This is a genomic window from Stomatobaculum sp. F0698, assembly GCF_030644385.1.
Lineage (GTDB): Bacteria > Bacillota > Clostridia > Lachnospirales > Lachnospiraceae > Moryella.
On record NZ_CP130060.1, the window covers coordinates 1,417,262 to 1,442,534 of the forward strand.

Sequence of the window (25,273 nt, forward strand, 5' to 3'; positions counted from 1 at the left end):
ACAGTTGTTTCTCACAGGGGGAATTCTATCACGCAGTTTCCGGAAGCGCAAGTTACTCAAGACAAATTGGGAAGGCCGCACAAAAAATCCCGGCGCATCCGCCGGGATTCGTTACATTAATCGTCGCTGCCTGCGCCTTTCATATCCGGCTTGCCGAGACTCACCCAAGTGAGGTAGGCCGTCATAAAATCATCGAGATCGCCGTCGAGTACGGCGTCTACATTGCCGGTCGAAAAGCCCGTGCGGTGATCCTTGACCATCGTGTAAGGCTGTAACACATAAGAGCGAATCTGGCTGCCCCAGCCGTTGTCCTTCACGATGCCGCGAATCTCGTCCGCCTTTTCCGCCTGCTGCTGCTGTTCCAACATATAGAGCTTGGCCTCGAGCATCTGCATGGCCTTATCCTTGTTCTGGAACTGGCTGCGCTCGTTCTGGCAAGTCACAACGATGCCGGTCGGCAGGTGGGTGATGCGGATGGCCGAGGAAGTCTTGTTGATGTGCTGACCGCCTGCGCCGCTCGAACGATAGGTGTCGATGCGAAGGTCATCCGGGTTGATATCGACATGAATCTCATTCGTGAGCTCCGGCATGATGTCGCAGGAGACAAACGAAGTCTGACGCTTGCCCGCGGCATTGAAGGGCGAGATGCGCACCAGGCGGTGCACGCCATGTTCGCTTCGCAGTCTGCCGTAGGCATTTTCACCGTTGATCTGAATGGTCACGGACTTGATACCGGCCACATCTCCGTCGAGGTAATCGAGCACCTCAATCGAGTATCCGTGGCTCTCTGCCCAGCGTGTGAACATGCGGTAGAGCATGGAGCACCAGTCCGAAGACTCCGTGCCGCCCGCACCCGCATTCAGGCGCAGGATGGCATTGTTCGCGTCGTACTCTCCGGTGAGCAGGGTCTCGGCCTTGAGGGCTTCCAGATCATGGATAAAGCCGTCCAGCATCTCCCGTATCTCCGGAATCAGTTCTTCGTCGCCCTCCTCGTTCCCGAGCTCAATCATGTCCGCAATATCTTGAAAGGCGCTCGAAAGCTTGTGAAAACGCTCCACCGTGTCCTTCAGGCTCTTGTTCTCCCGCACAATCTTGGTCGACTGTTCCGGGTTCTCCCAGAAGTTCGGCTCCTCCATCATGCGGTCAAGCTCTGCGATGCGTTTCTCCTTGTTCTCAAGATCCAAGGAACCCTCCACCTCCTGAAGCGGCTTCTGATAGGTGGAGAGGGTGTATTTCATATTATCTAATTCGACCAAAGCTGCCTCCTGTTATTAAAGCTGTACCGGTGCCGGTCCCTGCTCTCCGTTCTGCTTGAAGAGCTTGCGTCCGCAGCACTGCTTGAACTTTTTGCCGCTGCCGCAGGGGCAGGGATCGTTCGGCATAATCTTCTTCTGCTCATTGACAATCGGCGCCTTCACGAGACCGCTGTCCTTGTTGGTTCCGGTGATGACCGGCGTCTCGCTGCGCTCAATCGCATCCTTACGCTCGATGCGAAGGTGGCAGAGCAGGCGAACCGTGTCGTCCTCAATGCCGGCAATCATCTCCTCGAACATGTTGTAGGCTTCCATCTTGTACTCGACCAGCGGATCTCTCTGGCCGTAAGCCTGAAGGCCTATGCCCTGGCGGAGCTGCTCCATGTCGTCGATGTGATTCATCCACTTCGCGTCGATTGCGCGAAGCAACACAACGCGCTCCACCTCGCGCATCTCATCCGGCGTCGGGAACTCCTTCTCCTTCGCCTCGTAGAATGCAATTGCCTGCTCCTTGAGCTGCTCGAGCAGCTCCTTCTTCGTCATACCGGTCTTATCCTCGGTATACACGACAGGCTCAAGTGGAATCACCGAGAGCAGAAGATGATTCAACTCCTGGTAGTCCCAGTCCTTCGCCGCGCTGTCTTCGCCGATTGCGCGGTTCACCGCGCGCTCCACCACGTGGCCGACCATGCTGAGTATGGTTTCCCGCATGTTCTCACCCTCAAGCACCTTCTCTCGCTCCGCGTAAATTACTTCGCGCTGGTCGTTGTTGACCTCGTCGTACTTTAAGAGCTGCTCGCGAATACCGTAGTTGTTGGTCTCGATCTTCATCTGCGCCTTCTCGATCGCATTCGTGAGCATCTTGTGCTCAATGCGCTCGCCCTCCGGCACACCGAGGGCATTGAACATGCCGATCAGGTGCTCGGAGCCGAAGAGACGCATCAAATCGTCCTCGAGGGAAATGTAGAAGCAGGAAGAACCTGGGTCGCCCTGACGTCCGGAACGGCCGCGCAGCTGGTTGTCAATGCGGCGCGCCTCATGGCGCTCGGTGCCGATCACACGGAGACCGCCGAGTCCTCTGACCTCGGCCTGCAGTTCCTTCGACTTCTCGCGCGCAAGCTCGTCCATCTTCGCGAATGCGTCGGAGTCATAGTTCTCGCTCTCCGGATCGTACTTCTCCTGCTCTTCCTTCGGCAGTGCCTTGATTAAATCGTCGCGAATCACTTCGAAGCTGCCGCCGAGCAGAATATCGGTACCGCGGCCCGCCATGTTGGTTGCAATCGTGACCGCGCCCTTCTTACCTGCCTGGGCGATGATTGCAGCCTCCTTCTCGTGATACTTCGCATTCAAAACCTCGTGGGGAATGCCCTCGCGCTTTAAGAGCTTCGAGAGCATCTCGGAGGTCTCAATCGTAATCGTACCGACCAGCAAGGGCTGCCCCGTCGCATGGTGCTCGCGGATGTCCTCGACAACTGCGTCAAACTTCTCTTTCTTGGTCTTAAAGACCGCGTCCGCCTCGTCCTTTCTCGCAACCGGCGTGTTGGTCGGAATCTCGATGACGTCCATGCCGTAGGTGTTGCGGAACTCCTTCTCCTCGGTCAAAGCGGTACCCGTCATACCTGCCTTTTTCTTGAACTTATTGAAGAAGTTCTGGAAGGTGATGGTCGCGAGGGTCTTAGACTCCTGGCGCACGTTCACGTGCTCCTTCGACTCGATGGCCTGGTGCAGGCCGTCGGAGAAACGTCTGCCCGGCATGATGCGTCCCGTGAACTCATCGACAATCAGAACCTCATCGTCTTTCACGACATAGTCCTTGTCGCGGTGCATCAGTTCCTTCGCGCGGAGCGCTAAAATCACGCAGTGCTGAATCTCAAGGTTTTCCGGATCCGAGAAGTTCTCGATGCCGAAGAACTTCTCAACCTTCTCGACACCTTCCTCGGTCAGGTTCACGACCTTGTCCTTCTCATCGACCACGTAATCACCGGTCTCGGTGATTTCTTCGCCCATGATGGCGTTCATCTTGGTAAACTCGCCGGATGCCTCACCGCGCTCCAACTGGTTTGCGAGCACCGTGCAGGCCTCGTAAATCTTGGTCGACTTTCCGGACTGGCCCGAAATGATGAGCGGCGTTCTCGCCTCATCAATCAGGACCGAGTCCACCTCGTCGATGATGCAGTAGTCGAGGTTTCGGAGCACCTGCTGGTCCTTATAAATCGCCATGTTGTCGCGCAGATAGTCAAAGCCGAGCTCGTTGTTCGTGACATAGGTGATATCGCAGGCATAGGCCTTCTTTCTCGCCTCCGAATCCATGGAGTTCACGACCACACCGACCGTGAGTCCGAGGAAGCGGTGAATGCGTCCCATCCACTTCGCGTCACGCGCCGCAAGGTAGTCGTTGACCGTGACAATCAAGACACCCTTGCCCGCCAGTGCGTTCAGATATGCAGGTGCGGTGGAGACCAGGGTCTTACCTTCACCGGTCTTCATCTCCGCAATGCGGCCCTGATGTAAGACAACGCCGCCGATCAGCTGCACCTTGTAGTGCTCCATGCCGCCTTCATACGTTCCGTCCGCGCGCTTCACGCCGGTCGCGCGACGCGCCGCCTCGCGCACGGTCGCAAATGCCTCCGGCAGAAGGTCATCCAGGGTTTCGCCCGCAGCGAGGCGCTCCTTGAATTTTCCGGTCTGCGCCTTCAGCTCCTCATCGCTCATCGCGACCATGGTGTCACGTAACGAAAGGATCTTTTCAACCTGGGGATTAATCAGTTTCAACTCTCGCTGGCTGTGCGTTCCAAAAATACTCTCAATTAAATTCATGTTCCCGCTCTCTCCCGCTGTCCGCAGAAATAAAGTTTTGTCTGTCTTTTCCGTCCCATAAAATTCCGTATATCCGTTTCATTCTATCACCTCTGTTTCCAAATCGCAATGGAGCGATTCCGCGTTATTTTACGCTGAATTTTGCTTCTCTTTTTCATGATTTATGCTATACTGAAGTCAGTAACACCGCGGTGTTTTCGTCAAATTGTCGAAGATTTCCGCGTCCCTGCATCACATTTGAAAGGAGCAGAACAGTATGCGTATCACCATTAGCGGAAGAAACATCGAACTGGGCGACAGACTGAAGAATCAGGTGAACAAAAAGCTCGGGAAACTCGAGAAATACTTTGCTCCCGAGACCGAGGCGCGCGTTGTTCTGAGCCGTCGGAAAGACGCCGAAATTATCGAGGTCACGATTCCGACGAAAACCGGATTTATCCGCGCCGAGGAAGCGACCGATGACTTCTTCGCATCCATCGATCTCGCCGAAGAGACCATTGAGCGCCAGATCAAGAAGTACAGAACCAAGCTGGTCGACAAGAAGCAGTCCGCACTTGCCTTCTCCGAGCTCTTCCTCGACGAGGGGGAGGATGAGGGCGAAGCGGAAATTCGCATCGTGAAGAACAAGAAGTTTGAATTGCAGCCCATGAACCCCGAGGAGGCTTGTCTCCAGATGGAAATGCTGGGACATGCGTTCTTCGTCTTCTTAAACGGCGACAGCGGTGCCGTAAACGTGGTGTATAAGCGCCGCGACGGCAGCTACGGCCTGATTGAGCCGAGCATCTGAGGTCCTTTTATCACATGTTCCGAGAAGCGAAAGAGGTCGCGCATCTGCGCGACCTCTTTTTGTTTGCGACTCGTTTTTTCCTTGCGCCTTTCGCTTACGGCGCAACCGCCTTACGCTTCTCGCCCGGAACGACCCAGCCGAGCGCGCGGCGCTTTGCCTTGATGTCCTCAACCAGCTTCTCTGCGAGCGCCTTCGGATCGGTGTCGACGTGCATCACCGAACCCAGGGTCTCGCGGGTTCCCTCTTTCAGGAACTCAATGACATTCTTCGAGCCGTGAATCTGTGCCTCCACGCAGTGATAGGAGTTGATTCCCATCAGCCGAAAGCCGAGCGATGCGTCGATGCCCTTCTCATTGCTCCACTCCGGAGAGGTGAAGGCAAAGGGCATGTCCTTTAAGTCCTTGCCGAACTCATTCGCAATGCCCGCAAAAATACCGGAGGAACGGGTGTTATCGATGCACTCGCCGACATGCCAAACCGGCGGAAGGTCGGGCGAGAGGAAGTTCCGAAGCGATTCTCCCGCTTTCGGCAGTCCGTCCTTCATGTTGCAGTAGCCCATCTTCATGAGCGGGAAGGAAACACAGCCGTTGGTCAGGATGAGAATATTGTTCTGCAAGAGGATATCCGCGACATCCAACGCGGTTTTCTCGTAAAGCACCTTCGGATTGTTGCAGCCGACCATGTTCACAATGCCGAGAATTTCACCGGACTTCACAGCCTCCGCGAGCGGTGCCATGCTGCCGAAACGCTTGTGGACATACTCGACCGAGAAGCCGACTTCGGCATCCACCTCGTAGGGCGGAATGTAGACCGGAACACCCTTTCTGTTTTCAAAGCTCTCGATGGCGCGCTTCACAATGCGCTCCGCGAGCTCTCTGGTCTCACCGATGTTCGAATGGCGGTGATCGTACTCAAAGCGCTCCGCACCGGGCAGACGCGCCGACTCGGAAGTCGTAATGACGGTCGTTTGGAAGCACTTTGCGACTTCCATGATGGACGGGAACACGTCCTGGACATCCGCAATCCAGAGATCCAGAGCACCGGTACCGAGCACCAGCTCCGCGGAGACCGCATTGCTGAGCGGAATCACGCCGGCGTAGCGGTACATCGCCGAGAGTCCGGAGCAGCAAATGCCGTAGAAGCGTATGCCCTTTGCACCCGCCTTCTTTGCGAGTTCAATGAACGCCTCCTCCTGACCGACCTTGACAATCTGACTGACCAGGGTGGGCAGATGGCCGTGCACCGCAATGTTCACATACCCCTTCTGAAGGGCGCCGATGTTCACCTTCGAGGTCACGCGGTCGCCGACACCGAAGAGACTGTCGGTCGCAATCGCGGTCGAGACGACACCCGAAAAGGTAAAGGCAAGGCCGCAGCGCAGGAACTGCTGCATGATACTTCTCCAGTCGCCGTCCGTGCCGACACCGCTCTTATGGTAGGCCTCAAAGACCTCGTGGTAGGCGCTGATCGGAATGATGTCCAAATCCTTCCAGACCTTTTGGCGCTCCGCCGGGGCACAGGCCTTGATGACCTCGTAGTCGTCCGGAACGGTTCTGGACATATCCTCGAGCAGCTTGTCCGCGAGTTCGGAGGCAATGCGCTTAATGCTTCTTCTCTCGGTCTTAATGCCGAAGGCCTTTGCCGTATCGCGAATCTTCTGCTGGCCGAGAATCGGAAGATCGAGCTTCCCCTCCGCGGCCCACTTGAGCGACAGAATGACCTCTCTGCCGTGCATGCCGTGCTGCGCGGCACCCGCTGCCGCAGAGCGAAGCAGGTTTCTCGCGACAATCAAATCCGCATCCGCGCCGCAGATGCCCTTCGGGCTCTTCGGCGTGATCTTACATGGTCCCATGTTGCAGATTTTGCAGCAGATGCCCGCGAGACCGAAGCTACACTGCGGCTTCTGCTTGTCAAAGCGGTCAAAGGTCGTGTCAAAGCCGAGCTGTTCCGCGCGGAGCAACATCTCACGCACGGCCGGGTCCGGCGTGTTGTCAATGACATCCTGCTTCGAGGGGAAGGTTTTCTTATACTCGGCGACCGCATTCATGTAGTCGCGGATAAACTCGTTCTCATCCTGCTCATCCTGATGATCCGCCTTAACAACCACCGTCGGCACACCGTGCTTGTCAAAGCCGATGATGTTTCTGTGGCTGTGGATGTGCGCGGGGGCATCGGCATCGTGTTCGTGTGTATGCGCATGGGTGTGCCCGTGCTCGTGTGCGTGCTCGTGCTCATGGGTGTGCTCGTGGGTGTGCTCGTGCTCGTGGGTGTGCTCATGTGCATGCACATGCTCGTGGTTCTGTCCTTTTTTCTCTCCGCTCATACTTACCTCGCTTCCGAATTGCAAAACCTTAAAACCCTATATACATACTTCATTTATTGGTATATAGCTTCCAAGAAGTTTAAATGAAAAGAGTGCCGTTGTCAAGCCAACGGCACTCTCTTTCGCAATTCGTTTTTTTTATCCGAAGCAATCAAAAATTGATATTCCGCACGCTTACTTCAGGAGAATAAAATCTCGCGGACCTGCTCCTTCATCTCTTCCGGCTTGCAGCTGCGCGTGTGACGCACCTCCGCATTCCGAATCTCCTCGACCGCCGGCGGGAAGGGAATTCCCGCTTTCTCACGGAGCTCATCCAGCACCGCAAAGTCGTCGAGTGCGCTCACATCGCCCGCAATTGCCTCCATGACGGCGCGGGAGAACTTAAACGGACTCGCCGTACTCGCAATGACGGTCGGCTTTGTGTCGCCGCTCTTTTTCCGGTAGTCTTCGTAGACCTTGGAGGCGACCGCCGTATGCGTATCAATCACGTAGCCGGTCTTCTCATAGAGCGAGCGAATGCGCTCCGCCACTTCCTCCTGCGTCGCAAAACCGCCGGTAAAGTCCGCCATGGCAGCCCGCATTTCCGCGCTCAGCGCGTACTTGCCGCCGCTCTGCAGTTCCTCCATGAGCGCCTTGGTTTTCGCCGCATCACAACCCGCGCTCAAGTACAGCAGGCGCTCCAGATTGCTCGATACGAGGATGTCCATGGACGGAGACGTTGTCAGAATGAACTCGCGATTCTTGTCGTAGACACCGGTCTCAAAGAAGTCAAAGAGCACCTTGTTGTCGTTCGACGCGCAAATCAGCTTGTCAATCGGCAGCCCCATGCGCTTTGCGAAGTAAGCCGCGAGGATATTGCCGAAGTTTCCGGTCGGCACGCAGACATTGATCTTCTCGCCCTCGGCAATCTTTTCCTCCTTCAGGAGTTCCAGGTAAGCGTGGACATAGTAGACAATCTGCGGCACCAGGCGGCCGATGTTAATCGAGTTTGCGCTGGAGAGCTGCACCTTTTTTGCCGCGAGCTCCGCCTCAAACGCGCGGTCCCCGAAAATCTGCTTGACCGCGGTCTGCGCATCGTCAAAATTGCCCTCGATGCTCACGACCGCCGTGTTATCGCCCTTTTGCGTGATCATCTGGAGTTCCTGGAAGCGGCTCACGCCGCCCTTCGGATAGAAGACCACAATGCCGGTGCCCGGGACATCCGCAAAGCCCGCCATAGCCGCCTTGCCGGTGTCACCGCTGGTCGCGGTCAGAATCTCAATCTTGTTGGTGACGCCGTTCTTTTTTGCCGCCGTGGTCATGAGATAGGGCAAAATCGAGAGCGCCATATCTTTGAACGCAATGGTTTTACCGTGGAAGAGCTCGAGGTAATAAGCATCGTCCGCGAAGGTGAGCGGCGCAATTTCGGGCGTGTCGAACTTCTCGTCGTAAGCGCCCTGAATGCAGGCGCGAAGCTCCTCTTCGCTGTAATCGGTGAGCAGAAGACGCATCACGCGATAGGCCGCTTCCTGATAAGAAGCATCCTTTAATTCCGGAAGCGCAAAGTCGAAGCGCGGAATTCGCTCCGGCATGAAGAGTCCCCCGTCTTTGGCAAGACCCTTGAGCACAGCCTCCGAAGCCGTGCAACCGGTCTCGCCGCCCCGCGTGCTACTGTAAAGCAATTCACCCATTCTTCTGTCTCCTTACTTTCCAAAGATAAGCGTATGTCTCATTAAAAACTTCTGCCGCCGCCGCCGTGCGATCTGCCGCTCGAGCTCGTATGGGTCGAGCTGCTGCCGTGGGGGCCGCTGCTGCGCCCGCCGCCGGAACCGCCGCTGCTCCGCGGTATGCGGCGCCGCACACTGTTTCGGTCAAGCAGTCGGTCCGTTATGTTGCGGAAGCCGAAGACCGCCCCGCTCGCGGAAACAATGCCTGCAACCGTGGAAGCGCGCTTTGCCGCGCCGTCCTGCATTTTGTAATTACGCTTGACGCCCGTCACCGCACCGAGCGCCGTGAGCAGGGATGCCGCCAAAGATCCGAGCGCCGCCAGAGGCGAGACGTGTTTCTTTTTGGTCCAGACGCCGCTCTCCGCATTATAGCTCCAGCCCTTCTGCTTGGCTCTGTCATACGAATCCTGAATCCCCGCAAGCACCTTCTCCGCGCTCGCCGCATAATGTCCCTCGGTGACCTCGCTGTAGCCGAGGTTCAAAAGCGTTTCGATTTCGCTGTTCGAGAGCAACTGAATCGCACCGCCCGCCGTGCTGATATGAATGCGGCGGTTATCCATGTCGATGAGATAGAGGGCACCGGAGAGCTTGCTGCCGTAGCCGTAGTTTCCCGCATCGTAAAAATCGTCCGCGTAAGCCTCGGAACTCTTGCCCTCGGCACTGCCTGTCGTCACCACGACGAGATCCAGCTTGGTCTTTGCGCTGACCCGGGCCACCGTGCGCTCAATCTCCGCTTTCTCGCTCTCGGAGAAGAGATTCGCGTTGTCAAAGACCCGCGTTCCCTCCGCCCGGGCGGAGAAAGCGCCCGGGATGCAGAAACCGAACAGGAGCAGGAACAAAAGCACAAAGCCCGAAAATTGTCTCTTGAATTTTTCTCTCATGCCGCCTCCTCACGAAATAAAGTACATCAGCGCAAGCAGCGCGATAAACAGCGGTATGAAAATCGAAAGGAAATAGCGGAACAGTTTCCCGTTGTCCACCGGCAGCTCGCCGACCACCTTGCCGCTCTGTCCGTTCAGAGAGAAATAATAGAGTTTGGAGGAGCCGGGCTCACGATAGGTCATGGTCCAGACAGGCATGAGCGCATACTCGAGTTTTTCGTCGCTGAGCCAGATATTGTCCGGGGTGACCGAGATTCCGTCATACTCCGAAACCGAATTCCGGAGAGCCGCAAGCGCATAGCGCGCCACTTCCTGTCGGGTCTCGGACTGCACGTCTTCGCTCGCCACATCCTTTCGTTCCGCGACAAAACCGGAGAGATAGCTCGGCGCAAACGGCTTTAAGCTGTTCACGTCAAAGGGCTGTACACTTTCCGCAAGCACACGGTTCGCCTTTTTCAAAGCGTTCCGGGCAACCATATCCACCGGGAGCTCACCGTTTCGTTCCACCTGAAACTTGCTGGTGATAATCTCTTCCGTGTCGCCGTGGCGACGCCGCTCCACACTCGTACCGACGCCGGAAAGTTCCGAATGCGCCTTACAACTGTAAATCAGATAGGGGAAATAGACGCCCGTAAACTTTTCGATCTGCTTTTCGTCATAAAAGGCGCGCGGAACAAACTTTTTCTTTCTGATCCAGTCACCGAATATGCCGAGTGCCTTTTTTCGATCTATGCTGAAGGGCAGCACATAACGCGGCCCCTCCTCGCCGGACAGACGCCCGACCAAGACCACGGGGTTATGGCAATAATAGCAGAAGGTCGCCGCCGTACTCTCCTCGGTCACGATCTCCGCACCGCAGTTCGGACAATTGTAGCGAAGCAGTTCCTCGCTTGCCGCCGCCTTTTGCTCCGCGGCCTGTCCTTTTACGCCCTCTGCCGCTTCCCGCTGCTCATAGAGCGCCTTAATCTTGTCTTCCGTGAAAGCCGAACCGCAAAAAGGGCAAGTGAATCCGCCGGTCTCGGGGGAGAACAAAAGCTCTCCCCCGCAGTTCGGGCACTTATACGATATACTTCCAGCCATTAGACGTCCTCAATTGTTAAGGGCGCGGATTTCCACACTCCGTGCAGAACTTTCCGCTGTTCTCCGAGCCACAGTTCGGGCACTGCCACCCGCTTGTCTCCGGGCGCTTCGCGCCGCACTCGGTACAGAACTTTCCGCTGTTCTCGGCACCGCAAGTCGGACAAGCCCACTGTCCTGCCGCCACCTGCGAAGCAGCCTGCATCTGCTGCGCCTGTGCGGCAGCCTGTGCCTGTGCCTGCGCCTGCTGCTGTGCCTGCTGTTGCATCTGCATCTGCTGGTAATTGGTATTGCTCGCCTGTCCCATAAAGCCCATGCCGGCGTTCATGCCCATGCCGACACCCATCATGCCGACCGCGCCGCCGTTCGGGTTCTCGCCCGCGGAGCGAATGCCCTGCGCGATCTGACCCTGCACAAAGCCCTCGCGAATCGTCGCGTCGGAGAGCATGGCACCCTGGTTCCGCATGTTGATGAGCTCCTGCGACTGGTCGTCATAGGAGAGACCGTCGACACCGATCTCGACCAGCTCAAAACCGCGGGGACCCCATTTCTCATCGAGCTCGGCATCGACCTCCGCATTCAGTCTGTCCTTGATTTTCGACTGAATGAAGGAGATGCGCTCGCCCTCCGCGGAGAGCTTGTTGACCGAAATCTGGAAGGCCTGCAGGAACTCCGCGAGATACTGCTCCGCAACCTCGGAGAACTGCAGGTGCGTCGCGTCGCGCGGAATGACCTCCGCATAGAACTGCAACGGATTCGTGATGCGAATCGAGTAGTGACCGTGTGCGCGGAGAAAGAGTTCCGCGTTGTAGAAGGTATCAAAGTAGTTCATCGGCGTCGGCGTGCCGAAGCGATTTCCCTTGATCTCCTGGAGATTGATGAAGAAAACCTGCTGCTTTCCGGACGGCACACCGCCGAACTTGATACGATTAAACGCATCGCCGAGCGACTCACCGAACTGTCCGTTGAAGAGCGAGGGCGCACTGGAATTGTTGACCGTATAGTAGCCCTCTTCCGCCGTATAGTCGACAATCTTTCCGCCGTCTACCAGCATCATGAACTGATTCTTCTGGACGACAATGCGGCTTCCGTTGCTCACATAATCCGCACTGCCCTTCGTGTTGGAGCCTTTTCCCGGGCGAACCGCCTTTGCTCCGGTAAAAACAGTGCCTTCTCCCATCTCGTCCGCTTCGAGGAACTCAAGCCACTGATCCGCAAGACCGCTTCCGATTGCGGAGACCGCTGCTTTAATAAGACCCATATCACACCTCCTGTTGGTTATGCCTTAGCTTCCGGTTACAAATACCTTTTTATTTTATCAAATTCTGTTCTGTTGTAAACTTACGTTTTCTGCGGCGCGGCGAAATCACCTTGACCGCCAAAAAGAGCAGGATGCCCATGAGGCAGAGCTGCAGACAGACAGTCGGCACCAGGGCCGCCTCAAAGAGCCTGCCGTCTCCGAGTAAGGCGAAATCCGAGTGTCCGGTAGCGCGAAACAGCAGCCCTTCCATCAGACTGAGCGGCGAGAGCCAAAGCAGTACTGCTGCGCCGTTCCCCGCGCCGCCGTAATTTCTGAGCAGTAAATAAAGCCCGTAAGGCCCGAAGAAGAGCAGGGCTTCGGCCGCAAAGGTCTCAACGATGGCAACCGCCGTCGTGCGATTCAGCGCCGAGAAAAAGAGCCCGAGACTGCCCGCAAGAGCTGCCGAAAGTAAGATTCCGCCAAACAGCAGGGCCAGATCCGTAAAACCCGCGCCGCCGAACAGCAGGGCGGTTAATAACACCGGCAGGCCGGAAAAAACAAAAATCGCAGCGGTGATCAAATTCTGCAAGAGATTTCCGAGAATGATGCTCGGCGGTGAGAGCGCTGTCCCGAGCAAAAGATCCAGGGTTTTTTGCTCCCGCTCGCCGCTTACGGCACTCGCCGCACTCGCCGGCACCAGGAGAGCCGCGAGTGCCAGTTCCGTCCAGATCAGCGCGTGAAAGACCCCGAGCACTTCCTCATAGCGAAGTTCTCCCGTATTTTCCGCGCGCTGAAACATGAGTCCCAACAGGAAGACCGCCATGGCCGAGAGCAGGGCATTGCCGCCGCAGAGCGAGGCACTGAAACGCGGCGTTCTGGCAGCCGCGCGGGAGGCTCGTTCACAAATCGGATTCATCTTCATCTTGTACGATTATCCTTTCCTCTCTGCCGACCGTCATGTTCAGGAAGAACGACTCCAAGGTTCCGGGTTCCCGAACAAAGCTCTTGACCGGCACCTCCGCATCGATGAGCTGCTGTAAGAGCGAGGCCTCATCCTCCGCGCTGCCGATGAACTCCAGTTGAAACTGTTTACCGTCCTGCATGACGGCCCGAATACAGGGGTTTCTCCGAAACATGCGAAGGGCCGTCTTCTCACCGTTTAAAACCGTGACCCGAAGCGGGTTCGAGTTCGCAATCTGCCGCAGTATCTCCTGTACTTCGCCGGTGGCCCGAACCCTGCCCTTATCCAATACCGCAATGTCGGTGCAGATTTCCGAGAGTTCCGAGAGCACATGGGAGCTTAAAAGAATGGTCTTCCCGCTGTCCGAAAGTTCCCCGAGCAGTTCGCGCAGGGAAAAGCGACTCCCCGGATCCAGTCCGTTGGTCGGCTCATCGAGCACCAGTAGTTCGGGATCGTGAATCAGGGCGCGTGCCAGTGAAAGCCGCTGCTGCATGCCTTTCGAGAGTTCCGTGACCAAACTGTCACGCCGCTCAAAGAGGCCCACACGCCGCAGAAGTTCCTCGTTCCGAAGACGCGCGTTGCGACCTCCGAGCCCGAAGCAGCTCGCAAAAAAGCTCATGTATTCGAGTACGGACATATTGTCATAGGCCCCGAAGCCGTCCGGGACAAAGCCGATCAGGCGTTTTGCCGCCTCCGGGCGCTGCCGCACATCGATACCGCCCACCAAAAGTTCCCCCGAGTCCGGCGCAAGTAGGCCTGCTGCGATGCGTAATAGGGTCGTCTTTCCGGCGCCGTTTTGTCCCATGAGGCCGAAGAGCGAGCCGCGCGGCACCGAGAGTGTGAGCCCTTTCAGAACTTCCAGATTTCGATAGGCTTTTCGAACATCGGAAAATACCAGCATCAGCTCTCCTCCCCTATGACGGTAATCCACGGGAGCGCTACATCCAAGCGATTGGGACTTGTGCTCTTCTCCTCGGCATAGCGCACCGTGATGGTTTGATCCAGCGCAAAATAAGGCGCGAGTTCTTCCGCCGTAAAGCGCGTTTTCCCGGCCTCGATGTCATCAAAGTTGCCGCTGCGGTAGTTGTAAAACGAAATCACACCGCGGAATTCCGCTGCGTTCTCGCCCGCTTCGCCGCTCTCAAAGATGGCATCCGGCGCCTCTAAAAGCAGCGCCTCGGTGCGGAAGTTCTTCCCGAGCTTATAGCTCAGCACGACCGGGTCGCCGCGGTAAAAGGAATTTGTGGCGGCGATATAGTCGCCGCTCAGCACCTCCGGGACCCGCATCAGCGCCGAGCGGCTGATGCGCTCATCTTCCCGCGCGTCCACGGTGAGCACCGAAGTCAGAAGATTCATGCCGAAATGCCTGAGCCCTTCGGTCTCTACCGCCTTGCCCGCGGGCTCCTCCTCCGAAAACGCGACCACACGCGCATCCGGCGTATAATTTCCCGCCACCTGGGAGAGGTAAAAGCCGAGGAAGTCCGCTCGCTCGAGCGCGCGCAGGTGCTCTCGCTCGTTTTTTCCGCCGTCGTAGACACCGGTCAGAAAAGCGGCGACCATAGGCTTGTTGTTAAGCGGAATATTGTATACATTTCGTTCCGAGACATCCACGGTCTCGTTTGCCTCCATGCGTCCGAGTGCGACCACCTTTCCGTAAAACAACAGAAAGGCATTGTTCACGGCGTACGGATAGCGGTTGGTCACCGTTCCGCTCACCTTGTCGCCGAAGAGACTCAAATCGCCCGAAAAGCCGAGACTCTGCTCGTTTGCCGTGCTCTTCTCCATGCGAAGCAACTTGGCACTGAAGGCCGCGGGATTTCTGACCGCAATCTCCCGTTCCTTTCCGCGTTCGGATACGGTGAGATCCGCCTCTTCTTCTCCGCTTATGCTACTGTTTGCCGCCGTCTGCTTCGCCGTGGCAAGGGGCACAATCTCACTCCCGGCTTCCAGCGCAAGCTGATAGCTTCTGTGCCGCGGATTTCTAAGATTGACATAGACGGTTTCGGAGAGCACATCCTCTCCGGCCTCCTGTATGCTCGCATAACTGTAAAACGGGCTTCGAAATCTGCTGCCCGCGGAGAAAAGCCAGGTGATACCGGCAAAGAAAACCGTCACGGCAATTGCGGCGCGCCTATATATTTGCTCCGACCGAAAGTGCCGCAGTACGGCATAGAGCGCGGGGCCCACCAGGAGCAGATAGAAAAAGAGCAAAGCGCCGTAACCGAGCAGATTCGGCAAAAGGGTTGCGGCGCCGTTGTCCACCAAGGTCTCCGCGGACCACTCCTCACCGTAGCGAACGCTTTGTGCCTCGGAAGCGAGGCGCTCAAGCCGCGCGCTTCCGAGGAGACGCGTTAAGAGCTGGTCGGTGTACTGCGTGTGCGCCGAGGCGTAGTCATGCAGGGCCGTGAGATCGATGGAAGAAACCGCAAGCACGCCGTTGCCCTTGTTGGCCGCCGTGATGAGGGGGCGCTCTCCCGCAGAGACCACCTCGCTGCCGCCGTGCAACGAAATATGAACATAGGGAAGCGCTACCGGCGCCTCGGCCTCATCCTCCGTTCCCGGGGTCTGTACGCTAAGACCGTCGGTCGCCGCGAGCGAAAGCTCCTGTGCGGTCGGCTGCTCGTACATATCGTCCAGAAACTCCGGCGCAAACATGCCGAGGGTATCGTTCACGCGTTCGCCGGTTCCGAAGAGCAGCACGCCGCCGTTTCGCATCCACTGCATGAGCGCGCGCACCTGCCGCACGCTGAGCTTCGAGACCTGATAGTTGCTGATGACCACAACATCAAAGGCATCCAGCTGCCGTCTGTCCTCCGGAAAATCGTTCTCGGAGAGCGCAAAGGTTCTGGTCTTCATCTGACCGTAGTTCACCGAGACGCCGTTTAAATAGGCAAGCGCCTCCGGCGAATCCGAGAGTAAACCGATGAAGAGCTCCGGCTCTCCGCCGCTCTTAGTGAGTTCCACCCGCTTTGTCTCCGCGAGTTTTCCCGCACTGTCCCGAAGCCGCACCCAAAAAGCATCCGCGCCCACACTGAGCGGCACCACATAAGAGGCAGTGTAGGTTTCCCCCGCTGTCAGACGAAGCGGATAGGCATAGGCGTAGAGCTCTCCGTCCGGCTGCCGGAACAAAAACTCGACACTTCCCTCCATGTCGGCATACGCACGGTTGTCTATGCTGAGACGAACCGGCATGTTGCGGCCGCCTTTCGCGCGATTTTCATAGCCGTATTGCACTTCAATGGTACGCATTGGCAAAATTTTCCTTTGTGAAATCCAGATTTCGCGGGAGTCGCACCACAAAAGCCGTGCCGCTCCAGTCGCTTGTCACCGTAATTTCTCCCCGGTGCATCTCGACAATGTTCTTAGCGATTGTGAGGCCCAGGCCCGTGCCGCCCGTCTTTGCGTTTCTGGACTGTTCGACGCGGTAAAAGCGGTCAAAGACATGGGGCAGTTCCTCGGCCGGAATCAGCTTGCCGTAGTTTACGACGCGGACGGTGACAAAATTCTCTTCCGTCACCAGATACACACGAAGCTGCTTGCCCTCCGCCCCGTACTTAATTGCGTTGCCGATCAAGTTTTCAAAGACGCGTGCCAACAATTCGGGGTCTCCCTCGATGCCGAGAGACTCCCGGTCGGCAATCAGCTCATAGTGTAGGCCCGCATTGACAAAGCTCGGGTAGAATTCTTCCAAAAGCTGGGCCAACAGCTGTACCAAATCCAAGCTGCTCACATGCATAACGAGTTCCCCGCCCGAAAGCTTTGTAAAACCGAAGAGCTCGTTGATCAACTTTTCGAGTTTCTTGGACTTTTCATAGGCAATGTCCGTGTAATGCGCGGTCGTCTCCGCATCCAGGCTGTCTCGCTTGGCTCTCAGGATATCCAGATAACCCACAATCGAAGTGAGCGGCGTGCGCAGGTCGTGTGCAATGTTCGTGACCAGCTCGGACTTACTCTTCTCCGCCTCGCGCTCCCGCTCCATGAGGGAGCGGAGCTCTTCTCCCAATCGATTCAGATTTTCTCCCATCTCCGAGAACTCATCGTCCCCTTCGATGTGCACCGTCGCTCGGAGATCTCCTCCCGCCATGTCTCGCATGGCCTCCGAGAGCGCGGCGATGTAAGAAAAAGACTTTCTCTGCAAAAACCAGAACACGAGACAGAAAAACAGAATGCCGCCGCCGAGTAACGCAAGCAAGGTCAAAAGGCGAAAATCCGCAATCGGTTGAAAGAGCGCCGCATGGGAACCACTCTGCACCTCGTAGTCGGCAACGGCGAGCAGATTTTTCGCCACAAAAAACTCAGCCGTCAGGGTGAGTAAGAGGCTATAAAGCAGAGAGGAGAAAACCTTCCGCTGAAAGCTCTCCCCTGCATTTGTCTTCTTATGTTTCACGCTGCGCCGCGCCTCCTCTTTGCCGTCTCAACCACAGTGTCGCCGCGGTCGCCAATAGGCTTAAGGACAGCGAAACGAAAAAGCGTTTCCAAAAGCCTTTTTCCGCCGCCGTCTTTGAACGTCTGCTGTTCTTCATGCTCCTATCCTCTCCTTGTCTCTTCGAGAAAACCGATTTCACATCCTTCACAGTACAGACCGCTTACTTTTCGATTTTATAGCCTACCCCCCAGACCGTGGTAATAATCTTGTCCTCACGGCTGTCCTCTTTTAACTTGCCGCGAAGGCGCCGAATGTGCACCATAACGGTATTGGTCGCCTCATAAACTCTCTCGTTCCAGACATTTTGGAAAATCTCATCCGTCGAGAAGACGCGCCCCGTGTTGCTTGCGAGCAAATAGAGGATGTCAAATTCGATCGGCGTGAGGCGTATCTCCTTCCCGTCCACGGAGACCTTGTGGTTATCGCGGTTGATGACCAAGCCGCGCACCGAAATCTCCCCTTTCTTCTTAGCCTCTTCCTCTTCTCCGCCGCTCTGGGGGTTAAGCTGGGTGTAGCGGCGCAGCTGGCTCTTGACGCGCGCCGTGAGCTCCAAGGGATTGAAGGGCTTGGTCACATAGTCATCCGCCCCGGTCCCGAGTCCCTTGATTTTATCGATGTCCGCACTCTTTGCGGAGAGCATGATAATCGGAATGTTTCTGGTCTCCCGTATCTTTGCGCACATGGAAAGTCCGTCCATGCCGGGCATCATGATGTCCAGCAGGACGAGCTGAGCATCGTTCTCCTCGAGTAAGCGCAGTCCCTCCTCCGCATCGTTGGCCTTGACCACCCGGTAACCGTCGCTCACCAGATAGATCTCGACCAGGTCCGCAATTTCCTTCTCGTCGTCCACAACCAGGATTGTTGTCTCCGTCGCCATAAGTCTCAAACCTCCTTTACACGCGGAAGCGATAGCCCACGCCCCAAATCGTCTCGATATACTGCGGTTTTGCCGTATCCAGTTCGATTTTCTCTCGTATCTTCTTGACATGCACCGTGATGGTCGCAATCTCTCCGAGGCTCTCCTCGCCCCAGATTTCCCGGAACAGCGCCTCTCTTGTAAACACGCGGTTCGGATTGGACGCAAGAAAGTTCAGAAGATCGAATTCCTTGGCGGTCAGTGTTCTCTCCTCGCCGTTCACAAACACGCGCCGCGCGGTCCGGTCTATTTTAAGTCCCCGAATCACCAGCACATCTCCTTGCTTTGCCGCGACCAGTCTCTCGTAGCGGCTTAAGTGGGCGCGCACCCGTGCGACCAGTTCCCGCGGCGAAAAGGGCTTCGTGATGTAATCATCCGCGCCGAGTCCGAGTCCCTGCACCTTGTCGATATCGTCCCGCTTGGCACTCACAATCAAAATCGGTGTGTTGTAGCGCTCTCTCACCTCGCGGCATATTTCAAAGCCGCTCTCGCCCGGCAACATGAGATCCAGAATCATCAAATCATAGGTGCCGCTCAGCGCCTCCTGCATGCCGTCCCGCCCGTTGAGACAAATTTTTGTCTCAAAGCCGCTCGCCTGCAAATAATCCCGCTCGAGCTCCGCTATGCTCTCATCGTCCTCGACAATCAGTATTTGTTTCAAGTCCAATCCTCCATGTGCTTCCTGAGCGAGAAGAGTATGGTCATTCCCTTCCCGGGTTCCGAGCGGGCCCAGACTCTGCCGCCGTGATCCTCAATGATCTTTTTCACAATCGAGAGCCCTATGCCGCTGCCGCCCTTAAAATTCCGCGCCTCATCCGCGCGGAAAAAGCGCTCAAACACATAGGGCAGCTGGCGCGGCGCAATGCCGGGGCCGTTGTCGGAGAGTTCTACCCGGACAAAGTCGCCGTCATCGACCACCCGCATCCGTATCTCCCCGATTGCTTTGTCGCAGTACTTGATGGAATTGCTGATGATGTTGTTGATGACGCGGCGCATCTGCTCGGCATCGGCGACAAGCTTGACATCCTCCCCGAGCGATTCCGTAAAAGTGAAGCGGAAGCTGCGCGCCTCCGTCTCAAGCCTAAGATCCTCCGCGCAATCCCGGAAAAACTGCGCCGCCGGCACAATCGCAAAGTGGTAGGGGATGCGGTTCGAGTCGATTTTCGTATAAAAGGTGAGTTCGTCGATCAAATGATCCATCTCGTTGGCCTTGTTATAGATGGTGCGGATATAGCGGTCCATCTGCTCCGGGCTGCTGGCAACGCCGTCCTGAATTCCCTCCACATAGCCCTTGATCGAGGTAATCGGAGTCTTCAGATCGTGGGTGATATTACTTAAAAACTCCTTGGCATCGCTGTCCGCCTTTTCCTTCTCCTCTCGGTTCTCCTTGAGGCGAAGCCGCATCTCTTCAAAGTCGTCCATGAGCCCGCGCATTTCGCTCGACACATCCTCGGTGTCAAGCGGCGCGTCGAAGTTCCCGTTTTTAATCTCCCGCATTGCCTGCTCAAGGCGCTCCAGCGGCAATATCACCGCACCGTAAACCCAGAACGCCATCGAAAAGGCCACTATAACAAGAACAGCAATTCCCGAAATGAGCACTTGCGTGGTCAGATAGGAATCGCTGTTCTTCCAAATCCCCAGGATGAAAAGAGCCATGGGGATGATGATAATCATCAGGACCGAACCGAACAATCTGATTCTGGTCTGTTTCACAGACAGTCCCTCCGAGCAACTATCAATTGTAATTTAGCCGAGATAGCTCTTCAGCTTTTCCGCGCGGTCCGTCTTCTCCCACGGAAGCGCGAGATCCTCTCTGCCGAAATGTCCGTATGCCGCCGTCTGCCGATAAATGGGACGCTTCAAATCGAGCATGCGGATGATGCCGGCCGGGCGAAGGTCGAACTCCTTGCGCACAATGTCGCAGAGCTCTTCATCCGAGAGCTTGCCCGTGCCGAAGGAATTGACCGAGACCGAGGTCGGCGTAGCGACACCAATCGCATAGGAGAGCTGAATCTCCACATTGTCCGCGAGGCCCGCCGCAACCAGGTTCTTTGCGACATAGCGCGCCGCATAGGATGCGGAGCGGTCCACCTTGGACGGATCCTTGCCGGAGAACGCGCCGCCGCCGTGGCGCGCATAGCCGCCGTAGGTGTCGACAATAATCTTTCTGCCGGTCAGGCCCGCATCGCCGTTCGGACCGCCGATCACAAAGCGGCCGGTCGGGTTGATATAAAAGCGCGTGTGCTCGTCCACGAGTTCCTGCGGGAGCACCGCATCGAAAACATACTTCTTCACATCCGCGTGAATCTTCTCCTGACTCACCTCCGGATCGTGCTGGGTCGAGAGGACCACCGCGTCGAGACGCGCCGGCTTGCCGTTCTCATCGTACTCGACCGTAACCTGGCTCTTGCCGTCCGGGCGAAGATACGTAAGCGTTTTGTCCTTTCTGAGCTCGGTCAGCTTGCGGCAGAGCTTATGTGCAAGGCTGATCGGATAGGGCATGAGCTCCGGCGTCTCACGGCAGGCATAGCCGAACATAAGTCCCTGGTCGCCCGCACCCTGATTGAGCTCCTCGTCCTTCTGTCCCTCTCTCGCCTCGAGCGCATGGTTCACACCCTGCGCAATGTCGGGCGACTGCTCATGCAGCGCGGTCAGCACCGCGCAGGTGTCGCAGTCAAAACCGTACTTACCTCTTGTGTAACCGATTTCGCGCACGGTGTCGCGCACCAGCTGCTGGTAATCGATGCGCGCCGTCGTGGAAATCTCACCCATCAAGACAACCAGACCGGTTGTGGTGGACGTTTCACACGCAACGCGGCTCTCCGGATCCTGTGCGAGCAGCGCATCCAGAACCGCGTCTGAAATCTGGTCGCAGATTTTATCCGGATGTCCCTCTGTGACAGACTCCGAAGTGAATAATCTTCTCTCCATTTTTCTTTTCTCTCCTCTAAAAGCAATTGCTTTTCTTTCAGCCGGCGACCATCATGAACTTTCGAAGGTCGCGCTCGTTGTTCGCCAGCTCAATGACGGCGCCGAGGGCGCGAAGCTTCTCTTCGAAGTGTTCGTAGCCGCGCTGAATAAAGTGTATGTCGGAAATCGTTGTGATTCCCTCTGCGGCAAGTCCAGCAAGCACCAGCGCTGCGCCCGCACGCAAATCGCAGGCGTGAATCTCGGCGCCGGTAAACTTCTCGACGCCGGTGATAATCGCTGTGTTTCCCTCTACCTTGCTACAGGCTCCCATTGCGCTCAATTCGCGTAGATAGCGATACCGGCTCTCAAAAATAGACTCGGTCAAGACGCTGACCCCGCGCGCCAAGGCCATGGCCGTGCCGACCTGCGGCTGCATGTCGGTCGGAAAGCCCGGATAGGGAAGGGTCTTCACATTGACGGGACGAAGACGCGGCGTGCCGACCACGCGAATCGCGTCGTCAAACTCGAGCACCTCGCAGCCCATCTCGATGAGTTTTGCGCTGATTGCCTCCATGTGTTTCGGAATCAGGTTTTTGACCATGATATCCCCGCGGGTAATCGCTGCCGCGAACATAAAGGTTCCCGCCTCAATCTGATCGGGAATAATGGAATAGGTCGCCGCATGAAAACGCGGGACGCCGACAATGCGAATCACGTCCGTACCTGCGCCCTTGATATTGGCTCCCATGCTGTTCAGGAAGTTCGCGACATCGACGATGTGCGGTTCCTTCGCCGCATTCTCCAGTATGGTTCTCCCCTCCGAGAGTGCCGCCGCCATCATGACATTGATCGTAGCGCCGACCGACACCACATCAAAAAAGATGTGCTCTCCGCGGAGTTTTTTGCTCTCAACGCGTATTCTGCCGTTGACAATCTCGACCTCGGCGCCGAGCGCGCGAAAGCCCTTTAAGTGCTGGTCTATGGGTCTCTGCCCGATTTCGCAACCGCCCGGCATGGGCACATCCGCCCGTCCGTACTTTCCGAGCAACGCACCGATTAAATAGTAGGAAGCCCGAATACGCGTCATGTTCTCGGACTCCACCGAGAGCTCACGTATCCCTTTTCCGTTGATTCGCACCGTGTGTGTATCGAGGCGCATCACATCCGCGCCGATTTCCCGGATCGCATCCAGCATCATATTAATGTCCTGAACGTCCGGTAAGTTTTCAATTAACACATCCTCATCGGCCATGACGGATGCTGCGAGTATGCCAAGCGCCGCGTTCTTTGCGCCGCTGATCGAGACCTCACCGACCAACGGATTGCCGCCTTTCATGATATATTGTGCCATCTCACTCCTTTTGGCGTTCCTTCGCCGGAACATGGTCAGTGCTACTATATCACAGCTTTCTTTATTCGTAAATCAGCGTGAAGAAGTGAGCGCAGCAAAGTCACTTCGCCCGTTTTCAAACATACGAGTCGCCTCTTCCATCGTGAGCTTAAAGTAAGTACCGTCATCGATGCGATACAGCGAAACGGTCGAACGGTCGTAGCCGTAGAGAATGAGCGGGGTGCCGCCGTCCGAATAGGCGAGCAGCGGTGCGCCGCCCGAGACAAAGTAGAGTACCGCGGGCAAATTTGTTCCGTAGAGATCGAGCGCTGTCCCGTCCTGTCTTGCCGCGAGCAGCGCATCCTTACTCTGATCCGGATTTTTGATGTTTCGCGCACTCGCCGTGCCGGCCCGGCAGTAAAGCATGCGCCCGCCGCTCCGCACATAGCCGCGGTTTTCGTAGGCGATGTTGATGGCCTGCCCCGCACTCTGATAACGCCCCAGATACCTGCCCTGTCCGTAGGCCTCATAGCGCGCACTGTCATCGCTCTGTTTGTCGACCTGCATTCTCGGTGCGCTGTCAAAGCTCACCGCGTCCGATGCCGCCGCTCTTGCGCGCTTTGCCTGGAATCCGCGCGGTGTCGCCGTATAATAGACCTTTTCCTTCTCTGTATTGTTCTCGGTGAGCACGCGCGGAGCCGTCTCCTCCATGGAGTTCGAGACTATGGTATCGCTTCCGCTCACGCGGAAGCTGTGTTCTCCCGTCTTCGTGATTTTTTCCAAATGAATACGCGTTCCCGTCACCTGTACATCCGAGAGCAGTACGCCGCTCTCCATGTAGCGCGTGGGATCCGGGCTCTTCGCATTGCTGTCCGTGATCTCAATGGCAGTGAGCGGCAGTTCCCGCACAACCCCGTTTAACTCCCAGCTGTTTCCCTCCTCGGCGATGCCGACCGCGAGGTCGTGCCCCAGGTAGCCGAGCGGACGCAGTAACTGCCCCGTGCCTGCGACAATCGGGGTGCGCTTTCGGCTTTCCACCTGCATCTGGTTGATGGCGGAGGCCCCGAAACCGTTCGCCGTATCCTGCCAGGCAAGTTCTTCCTGCGAAGCGCTGACCTGTAAGTTACTCTGCGCCGCATCGGCACAGAGCACAATGTACTCTTTGCTCTGCAAATCGAGGCCGTAGACCGCATTGCCGAGTTTAAAATAAAACATGGAGCCGCCGCTCTCCGCGGAGAGCAGCTCCATATCCGCCTGGAGCTCTTCGAAGCTCTCGGTGGTCGGAATAAAGGCCTGCTCGGTGACCGCACTCTTCGCGCTGTCATAGCGCATCAGCGAGATACCGACCTCGCCCTCGTGTTCGCCGCGGTTCATATAGCCCGCAAGTAGGAAATCAATGTCGCCCTTGTCCGAGAGGGAGAGGATTTTCAGACGGTGCTTTCGGTAGCCCGCGCGCACACCGCTGTCCACACCGCTCCGAAACGAAAAAATTCGCGTGTAGAGACTGCGGGCACCGTCGAGCAGCCAGAGGTCACCGTTGGAAATAACGGCCTTCCAGCGCTTGCCCTTGCTGTCTGTTGCCTGCACGTTTCCGTCCTCGTTGATGCCGAGGTACATCTTGGCACCCGAAAAACTCGACTGATCGCCGAGGAAAATCTCGTGCATGGTGCGGGTGTAATCCATGAGGTAAATACGCTCCGGTCCCTTTCGCATCACGAAATTTTCGCTGATTTCAAACTGCATCTGCGTGCCGTCCTCGCTGTCTCTCGACGCGAGAAAACTGCGGGACACAATGGCCAAATTGCCGTTGTATTCGAGGAGGCGCAGATCTGCCTCTCCCGTCACGGTGAGTTTTAACCCGCCGTAGGTCAGTTGGTTAAAGCTCGACTTTAAGTCCACACGGCCGAGTGTTGTATTGTCTCCGCCATCACCGCTCTCCAAGAAAACCGCATTTTCCTTCGCGCGGTCATAGTCGAAGTTGCGGTTGCTGAAATCCTCCGCGAGCGAGACAAAGTCCGCCGCGCGGCCCGCTTCATCCGCCAGAATACGCGCGTAGTAATGGAGTTCTCCGACCTCCGCGGTCTTAACGGTCAAATCCAGTCGGTACTGGGTCCCCGGCTGCACCAGATTCTGGATGGGTAGCACGACTTTGACGTTCTTATCCTGTGTCTCCCAGTCCGTAATCTCCGTGCGCTCCACGAGATCCTTCAAATCCGCGGAGCGTATCTCATAGCGTATCCCCGTAATCGTCACATTCCCGCTCTCCACGGAAAGCGGCAGCTTCCTGTCCTCCGGCAGTATCACAAGACTGTCGAATGCGATGTCCGCATCCGTCGCGTTCTTATAGGCATGGAGTACATCCATGCGGCGCGACAGGGTCTCCGGCCAAATCACGGGGAGTACGGGCTCCGCAAGATAGGTCCGCTCGCCGCTCTGCTGTCTCCGCTGCTCGCGAATCGAGAGCGCAAACCAGATAATCAGAGCGACCGCAAACAGAAGCACAAACAACAATACACGAAAACGCAGTCTACGCTTGGGACCGCGGTCCATTTTGATCGGCATAAGTTCCTTCTTCTTTCCGGCTCTATGATTGTAAAACGACTGTTCACATGTTATCCTGTTAACAAACAAACGGCAGAGGAGGCG

At 56.6% G+C, this 25,273-nt stretch carries 18 protein-coding genes and 1 pseudogene; 1 reads left to right on the forward strand and 18 read right to left on the reverse strand.

What is annotated here, in order from left to right; genetic code table 11:
• Positions 1-116: 116 nt before the first annotated feature.
• Together prfB and secA are read right to left on the reverse strand one after the other, a co-directional pair.
• Positions 117-1,256 (reverse strand): peptide chain release factor 2, encoded by a 1,140-nt coding sequence (prfB, locus tag QU660_RS06405; protein WP_304945705.1) that lies wholly within the window; start codon positions 1,254-1,256, stop codon positions 117-119.
• 51 nt (positions 1,257-1,307) lie between these two features.
• Positions 1,308-4,070: pseudogene (gene secA / locus QU660_RS06410) on the reverse strand (preprotein translocase subunit SecA); the annotation flags it as partial.
• A 256-nt stretch (positions 4,071-4,326) separates the two neighbouring features.
• On the opposite strand from secA, the gene hpf reads away from it, so the two are divergent.
• Entirely contained in the window at positions 4,327-4,857 is a 531-nt protein-coding gene (hpf, locus tag QU660_RS06415; RefSeq protein ID WP_304945707.1) for a ribosome hibernation-promoting factor, HPF/YfiA family, read from the forward strand.
• Between the two features lie 94 nt (positions 4,858-4,951).
• Here the strand turns inward: hpf and cooS are convergent, their stop codons facing one another.
• The 16 genes from cooS to QU660_RS06495 all read right to left on the reverse strand — a co-directional run bounded on the left by cooS (position 4,952) and on the right by QU660_RS06495 (position 25,189).
• A complete protein-coding gene (gene cooS, locus QU660_RS06420) occupies positions 4,952-7,180 on the reverse strand; it encodes an anaerobic carbon-monoxide dehydrogenase catalytic subunit (RefSeq protein WP_304945708.1) in 2,229 nt (742 codons plus the stop codon).
• Between the two features lie 179 nt (positions 7,181-7,359).
• Complete coding sequence (thrC, locus tag QU660_RS06425; RefSeq protein ID WP_304945709.1) at positions 7,360-8,850, reverse strand: threonine synthase; 1,491 nt, start codon at positions 8,848-8,850, stop codon at positions 7,360-7,362.
• Positions 8,851-8,891: 41 nt separating this feature from the next.
• Positions 8,892-9,767: a TPM domain-containing protein gene (locus QU660_RS06430; protein ID WP_304945710.1), complete on the reverse strand. Its 876-nt coding sequence runs from the start codon at positions 9,765-9,767 to the stop codon at positions 8,892-8,894.
• A 9-nt stretch (positions 9,768-9,776) separates the two neighbouring features.
• The gene (locus QU660_RS06435) at positions 9,777-10,847 is read right to left on the reverse strand and encodes a TFIIB-type zinc ribbon-containing protein (protein WP_304945711.1); all 1,071 of its coding nucleotides are present in this window, start codon (positions 10,845-10,847) and stop codon (positions 9,777-9,779) included.
• Between the two features lie 16 nt (positions 10,848-10,863).
• Complete coding sequence (locus QU660_RS06440) at positions 10,864-12,105, reverse strand: SPFH domain-containing protein (RefSeq protein ID WP_304945712.1); 1,242 nt, start codon at positions 12,103-12,105, stop codon at positions 10,864-10,866.
• A 49-nt stretch (positions 12,106-12,154) separates the two neighbouring features.
• A complete protein-coding gene (locus QU660_RS06445; RefSeq protein WP_304945713.1) occupies positions 12,155-13,000 on the reverse strand; it encodes an ABC transporter permease in 846 nt (281 codons plus the stop codon).
• Positions 12,984-13,946: an ABC transporter ATP-binding protein gene (locus tag QU660_RS06450; protein WP_304945714.1), complete on the reverse strand. Its 963-nt coding sequence runs from the start codon at positions 13,944-13,946 to the stop codon at positions 12,984-12,986. The genes QU660_RS06445 and QU660_RS06450 overlap by 17 nt, the downstream gene beginning before the upstream one ends.
• A complete protein-coding gene (locus tag QU660_RS06455) occupies positions 13,946-16,294 on the reverse strand; it encodes a hypothetical protein (RefSeq protein WP_304945715.1) in 2,349 nt (782 codons plus the stop codon). The genes QU660_RS06450 and QU660_RS06455 overlap by 1 nt, the downstream gene beginning before the upstream one ends.
• Positions 16,281-17,432: a sensor histidine kinase gene (locus QU660_RS06460; RefSeq protein WP_304945716.1), complete on the reverse strand. Its 1,152-nt coding sequence runs from the start codon at positions 17,430-17,432 to the stop codon at positions 16,281-16,283. The genes QU660_RS06455 and QU660_RS06460 overlap by 14 nt, the downstream gene beginning before the upstream one ends.
• A complete protein-coding gene (locus tag QU660_RS06465) occupies positions 17,422-17,568 on the reverse strand; it encodes a hypothetical protein (protein WP_304945717.1) in 147 nt (48 codons plus the stop codon). Before QU660_RS06465 ends, QU660_RS06460 begins: the two co-directional genes overlap by 11 nt.
• A 63-nt stretch (positions 17,569-17,631) precedes the next feature.
• Positions 17,632-18,348, reverse strand: a complete 717-nt coding sequence (locus QU660_RS06470; protein WP_304945718.1) for a response regulator transcription factor — start codon at positions 18,346-18,348, stop codon at positions 17,632-17,634.
• Positions 18,349-18,364: 16 nt separating this feature from the next.
• Positions 18,365-19,048: a response regulator transcription factor gene (locus tag QU660_RS06475; protein WP_304945719.1), complete on the reverse strand. Its 684-nt coding sequence runs from the start codon at positions 19,046-19,048 to the stop codon at positions 18,365-18,367.
• Positions 19,045-20,100 (reverse strand): sensor histidine kinase, encoded by a 1,056-nt coding sequence (locus tag QU660_RS06480; protein WP_304945720.1) that lies wholly within the window; start codon positions 20,098-20,100, stop codon positions 19,045-19,047. Before QU660_RS06480 ends, QU660_RS06475 begins: the two co-directional genes overlap by 4 nt.
• Before the next feature lie 33 nt (positions 20,101-20,133).
• Positions 20,134-21,318, reverse strand: coding sequence for a methionine adenosyltransferase (gene metK / locus QU660_RS06485; protein ID WP_304945721.1), 1,185 nt, complete (start codon positions 21,316-21,318; stop codon positions 20,134-20,136).
• Positions 21,319-21,355: 37 nt separating this feature from the next.
• A complete protein-coding gene (locus tag QU660_RS06490) occupies positions 21,356-22,648 on the reverse strand; it encodes a UDP-N-acetylglucosamine 1-carboxyvinyltransferase (protein ID WP_304945722.1) in 1,293 nt (430 codons plus the stop codon).
• 72 nt (positions 22,649-22,720) lie between these two features.
• A complete protein-coding gene (locus QU660_RS06495) occupies positions 22,721-25,189 on the reverse strand; it encodes a hypothetical protein (protein ID WP_304945723.1) in 2,469 nt (822 codons plus the stop codon).
• Positions 25,190-25,273 lie beyond the last annotated feature (84 nt).

Bases quoted from the DNA above. Each gene is read 5' to 3' on its own strand.
- QU660_RS06465 (WP_304945717.1), bottom strand. From the start codon at position 17,568: ATGAAGAACAGCAGACGTTCAAAGACGGCGGCGGAAAAAGGCTTTTGG.
- hpf (WP_304945707.1), top strand. From the start codon at position 4,327: ATGCGTATCACCATTAGCGGAAGAAACATCGAACTGGGCGACAGACTG.
- QU660_RS06445 (WP_304945713.1), bottom strand. From the start codon at position 13,000: ATGAATCCGATTTGTGAACGAGCCTCCCGCGCGGCTGCCAGAACGCCG.
- QU660_RS06490 (WP_304945722.1), bottom strand. From the start codon at position 22,648: ATGGCACAATATATCATGAAAGGCGGCAATCCGTTGGTCGGTGAGGTC.
- QU660_RS06450 (WP_304945714.1), bottom strand. From the start codon at position 13,946: ATGCTGGTATTTTCCGATGTTCGAAAAGCCTATCGAAATCTGGAAGTT.
- QU660_RS06435 (WP_304945711.1), bottom strand. From the start codon at position 10,847: ATGGCTGGAAGTATATCGTATAAGTGCCCGAACTGCGGGGGAGAGCTT.
- QU660_RS06455 (WP_304945715.1), bottom strand. From the start codon at position 16,294: ATGCGTACCATTGAAGTGCAATACGGCTATGAAAATCGCGCGAAAGGC.
- thrC (WP_304945709.1), bottom strand. From the start codon at position 8,850: ATGGGTGAATTGCTTTACAGTAGCACGCGGGGCGGCGAGACCGGTTGC.
- QU660_RS06470 (WP_304945718.1), bottom strand. From the start codon at position 18,348: ATGGCGACGGAGACAACAATCCTGGTTGTGGACGACGAGAAGGAAATT.
- QU660_RS06495 (WP_304945723.1), bottom strand. From the start codon at position 25,189: ATGCCGATCAAAATGGACCGCGGTCCCAAGCGTAGACTGCGTTTTCGT.
- cooS (WP_304945708.1), bottom strand. From the start codon at position 7,180: ATGAGCGGAGAGAAAAAAGGACAGAACCACGAGCATGTGCATGCACAT.
- QU660_RS06430 (WP_304945710.1), bottom strand. From the start codon at position 9,767: ATGAGAGAAAAATTCAAGAGACAATTTTCGGGCTTTGTGCTTTTGTTC.
- QU660_RS06440 (WP_304945712.1), bottom strand. From the start codon at position 12,105: ATGGGTCTTATTAAAGCAGCGGTCTCCGCAATCGGAAGCGGTCTTGCG.
- metK (WP_304945721.1), bottom strand. From the start codon at position 21,318: ATGGAGAGAAGATTATTCACTTCGGAGTCTGTCACAGAGGGACATCCG.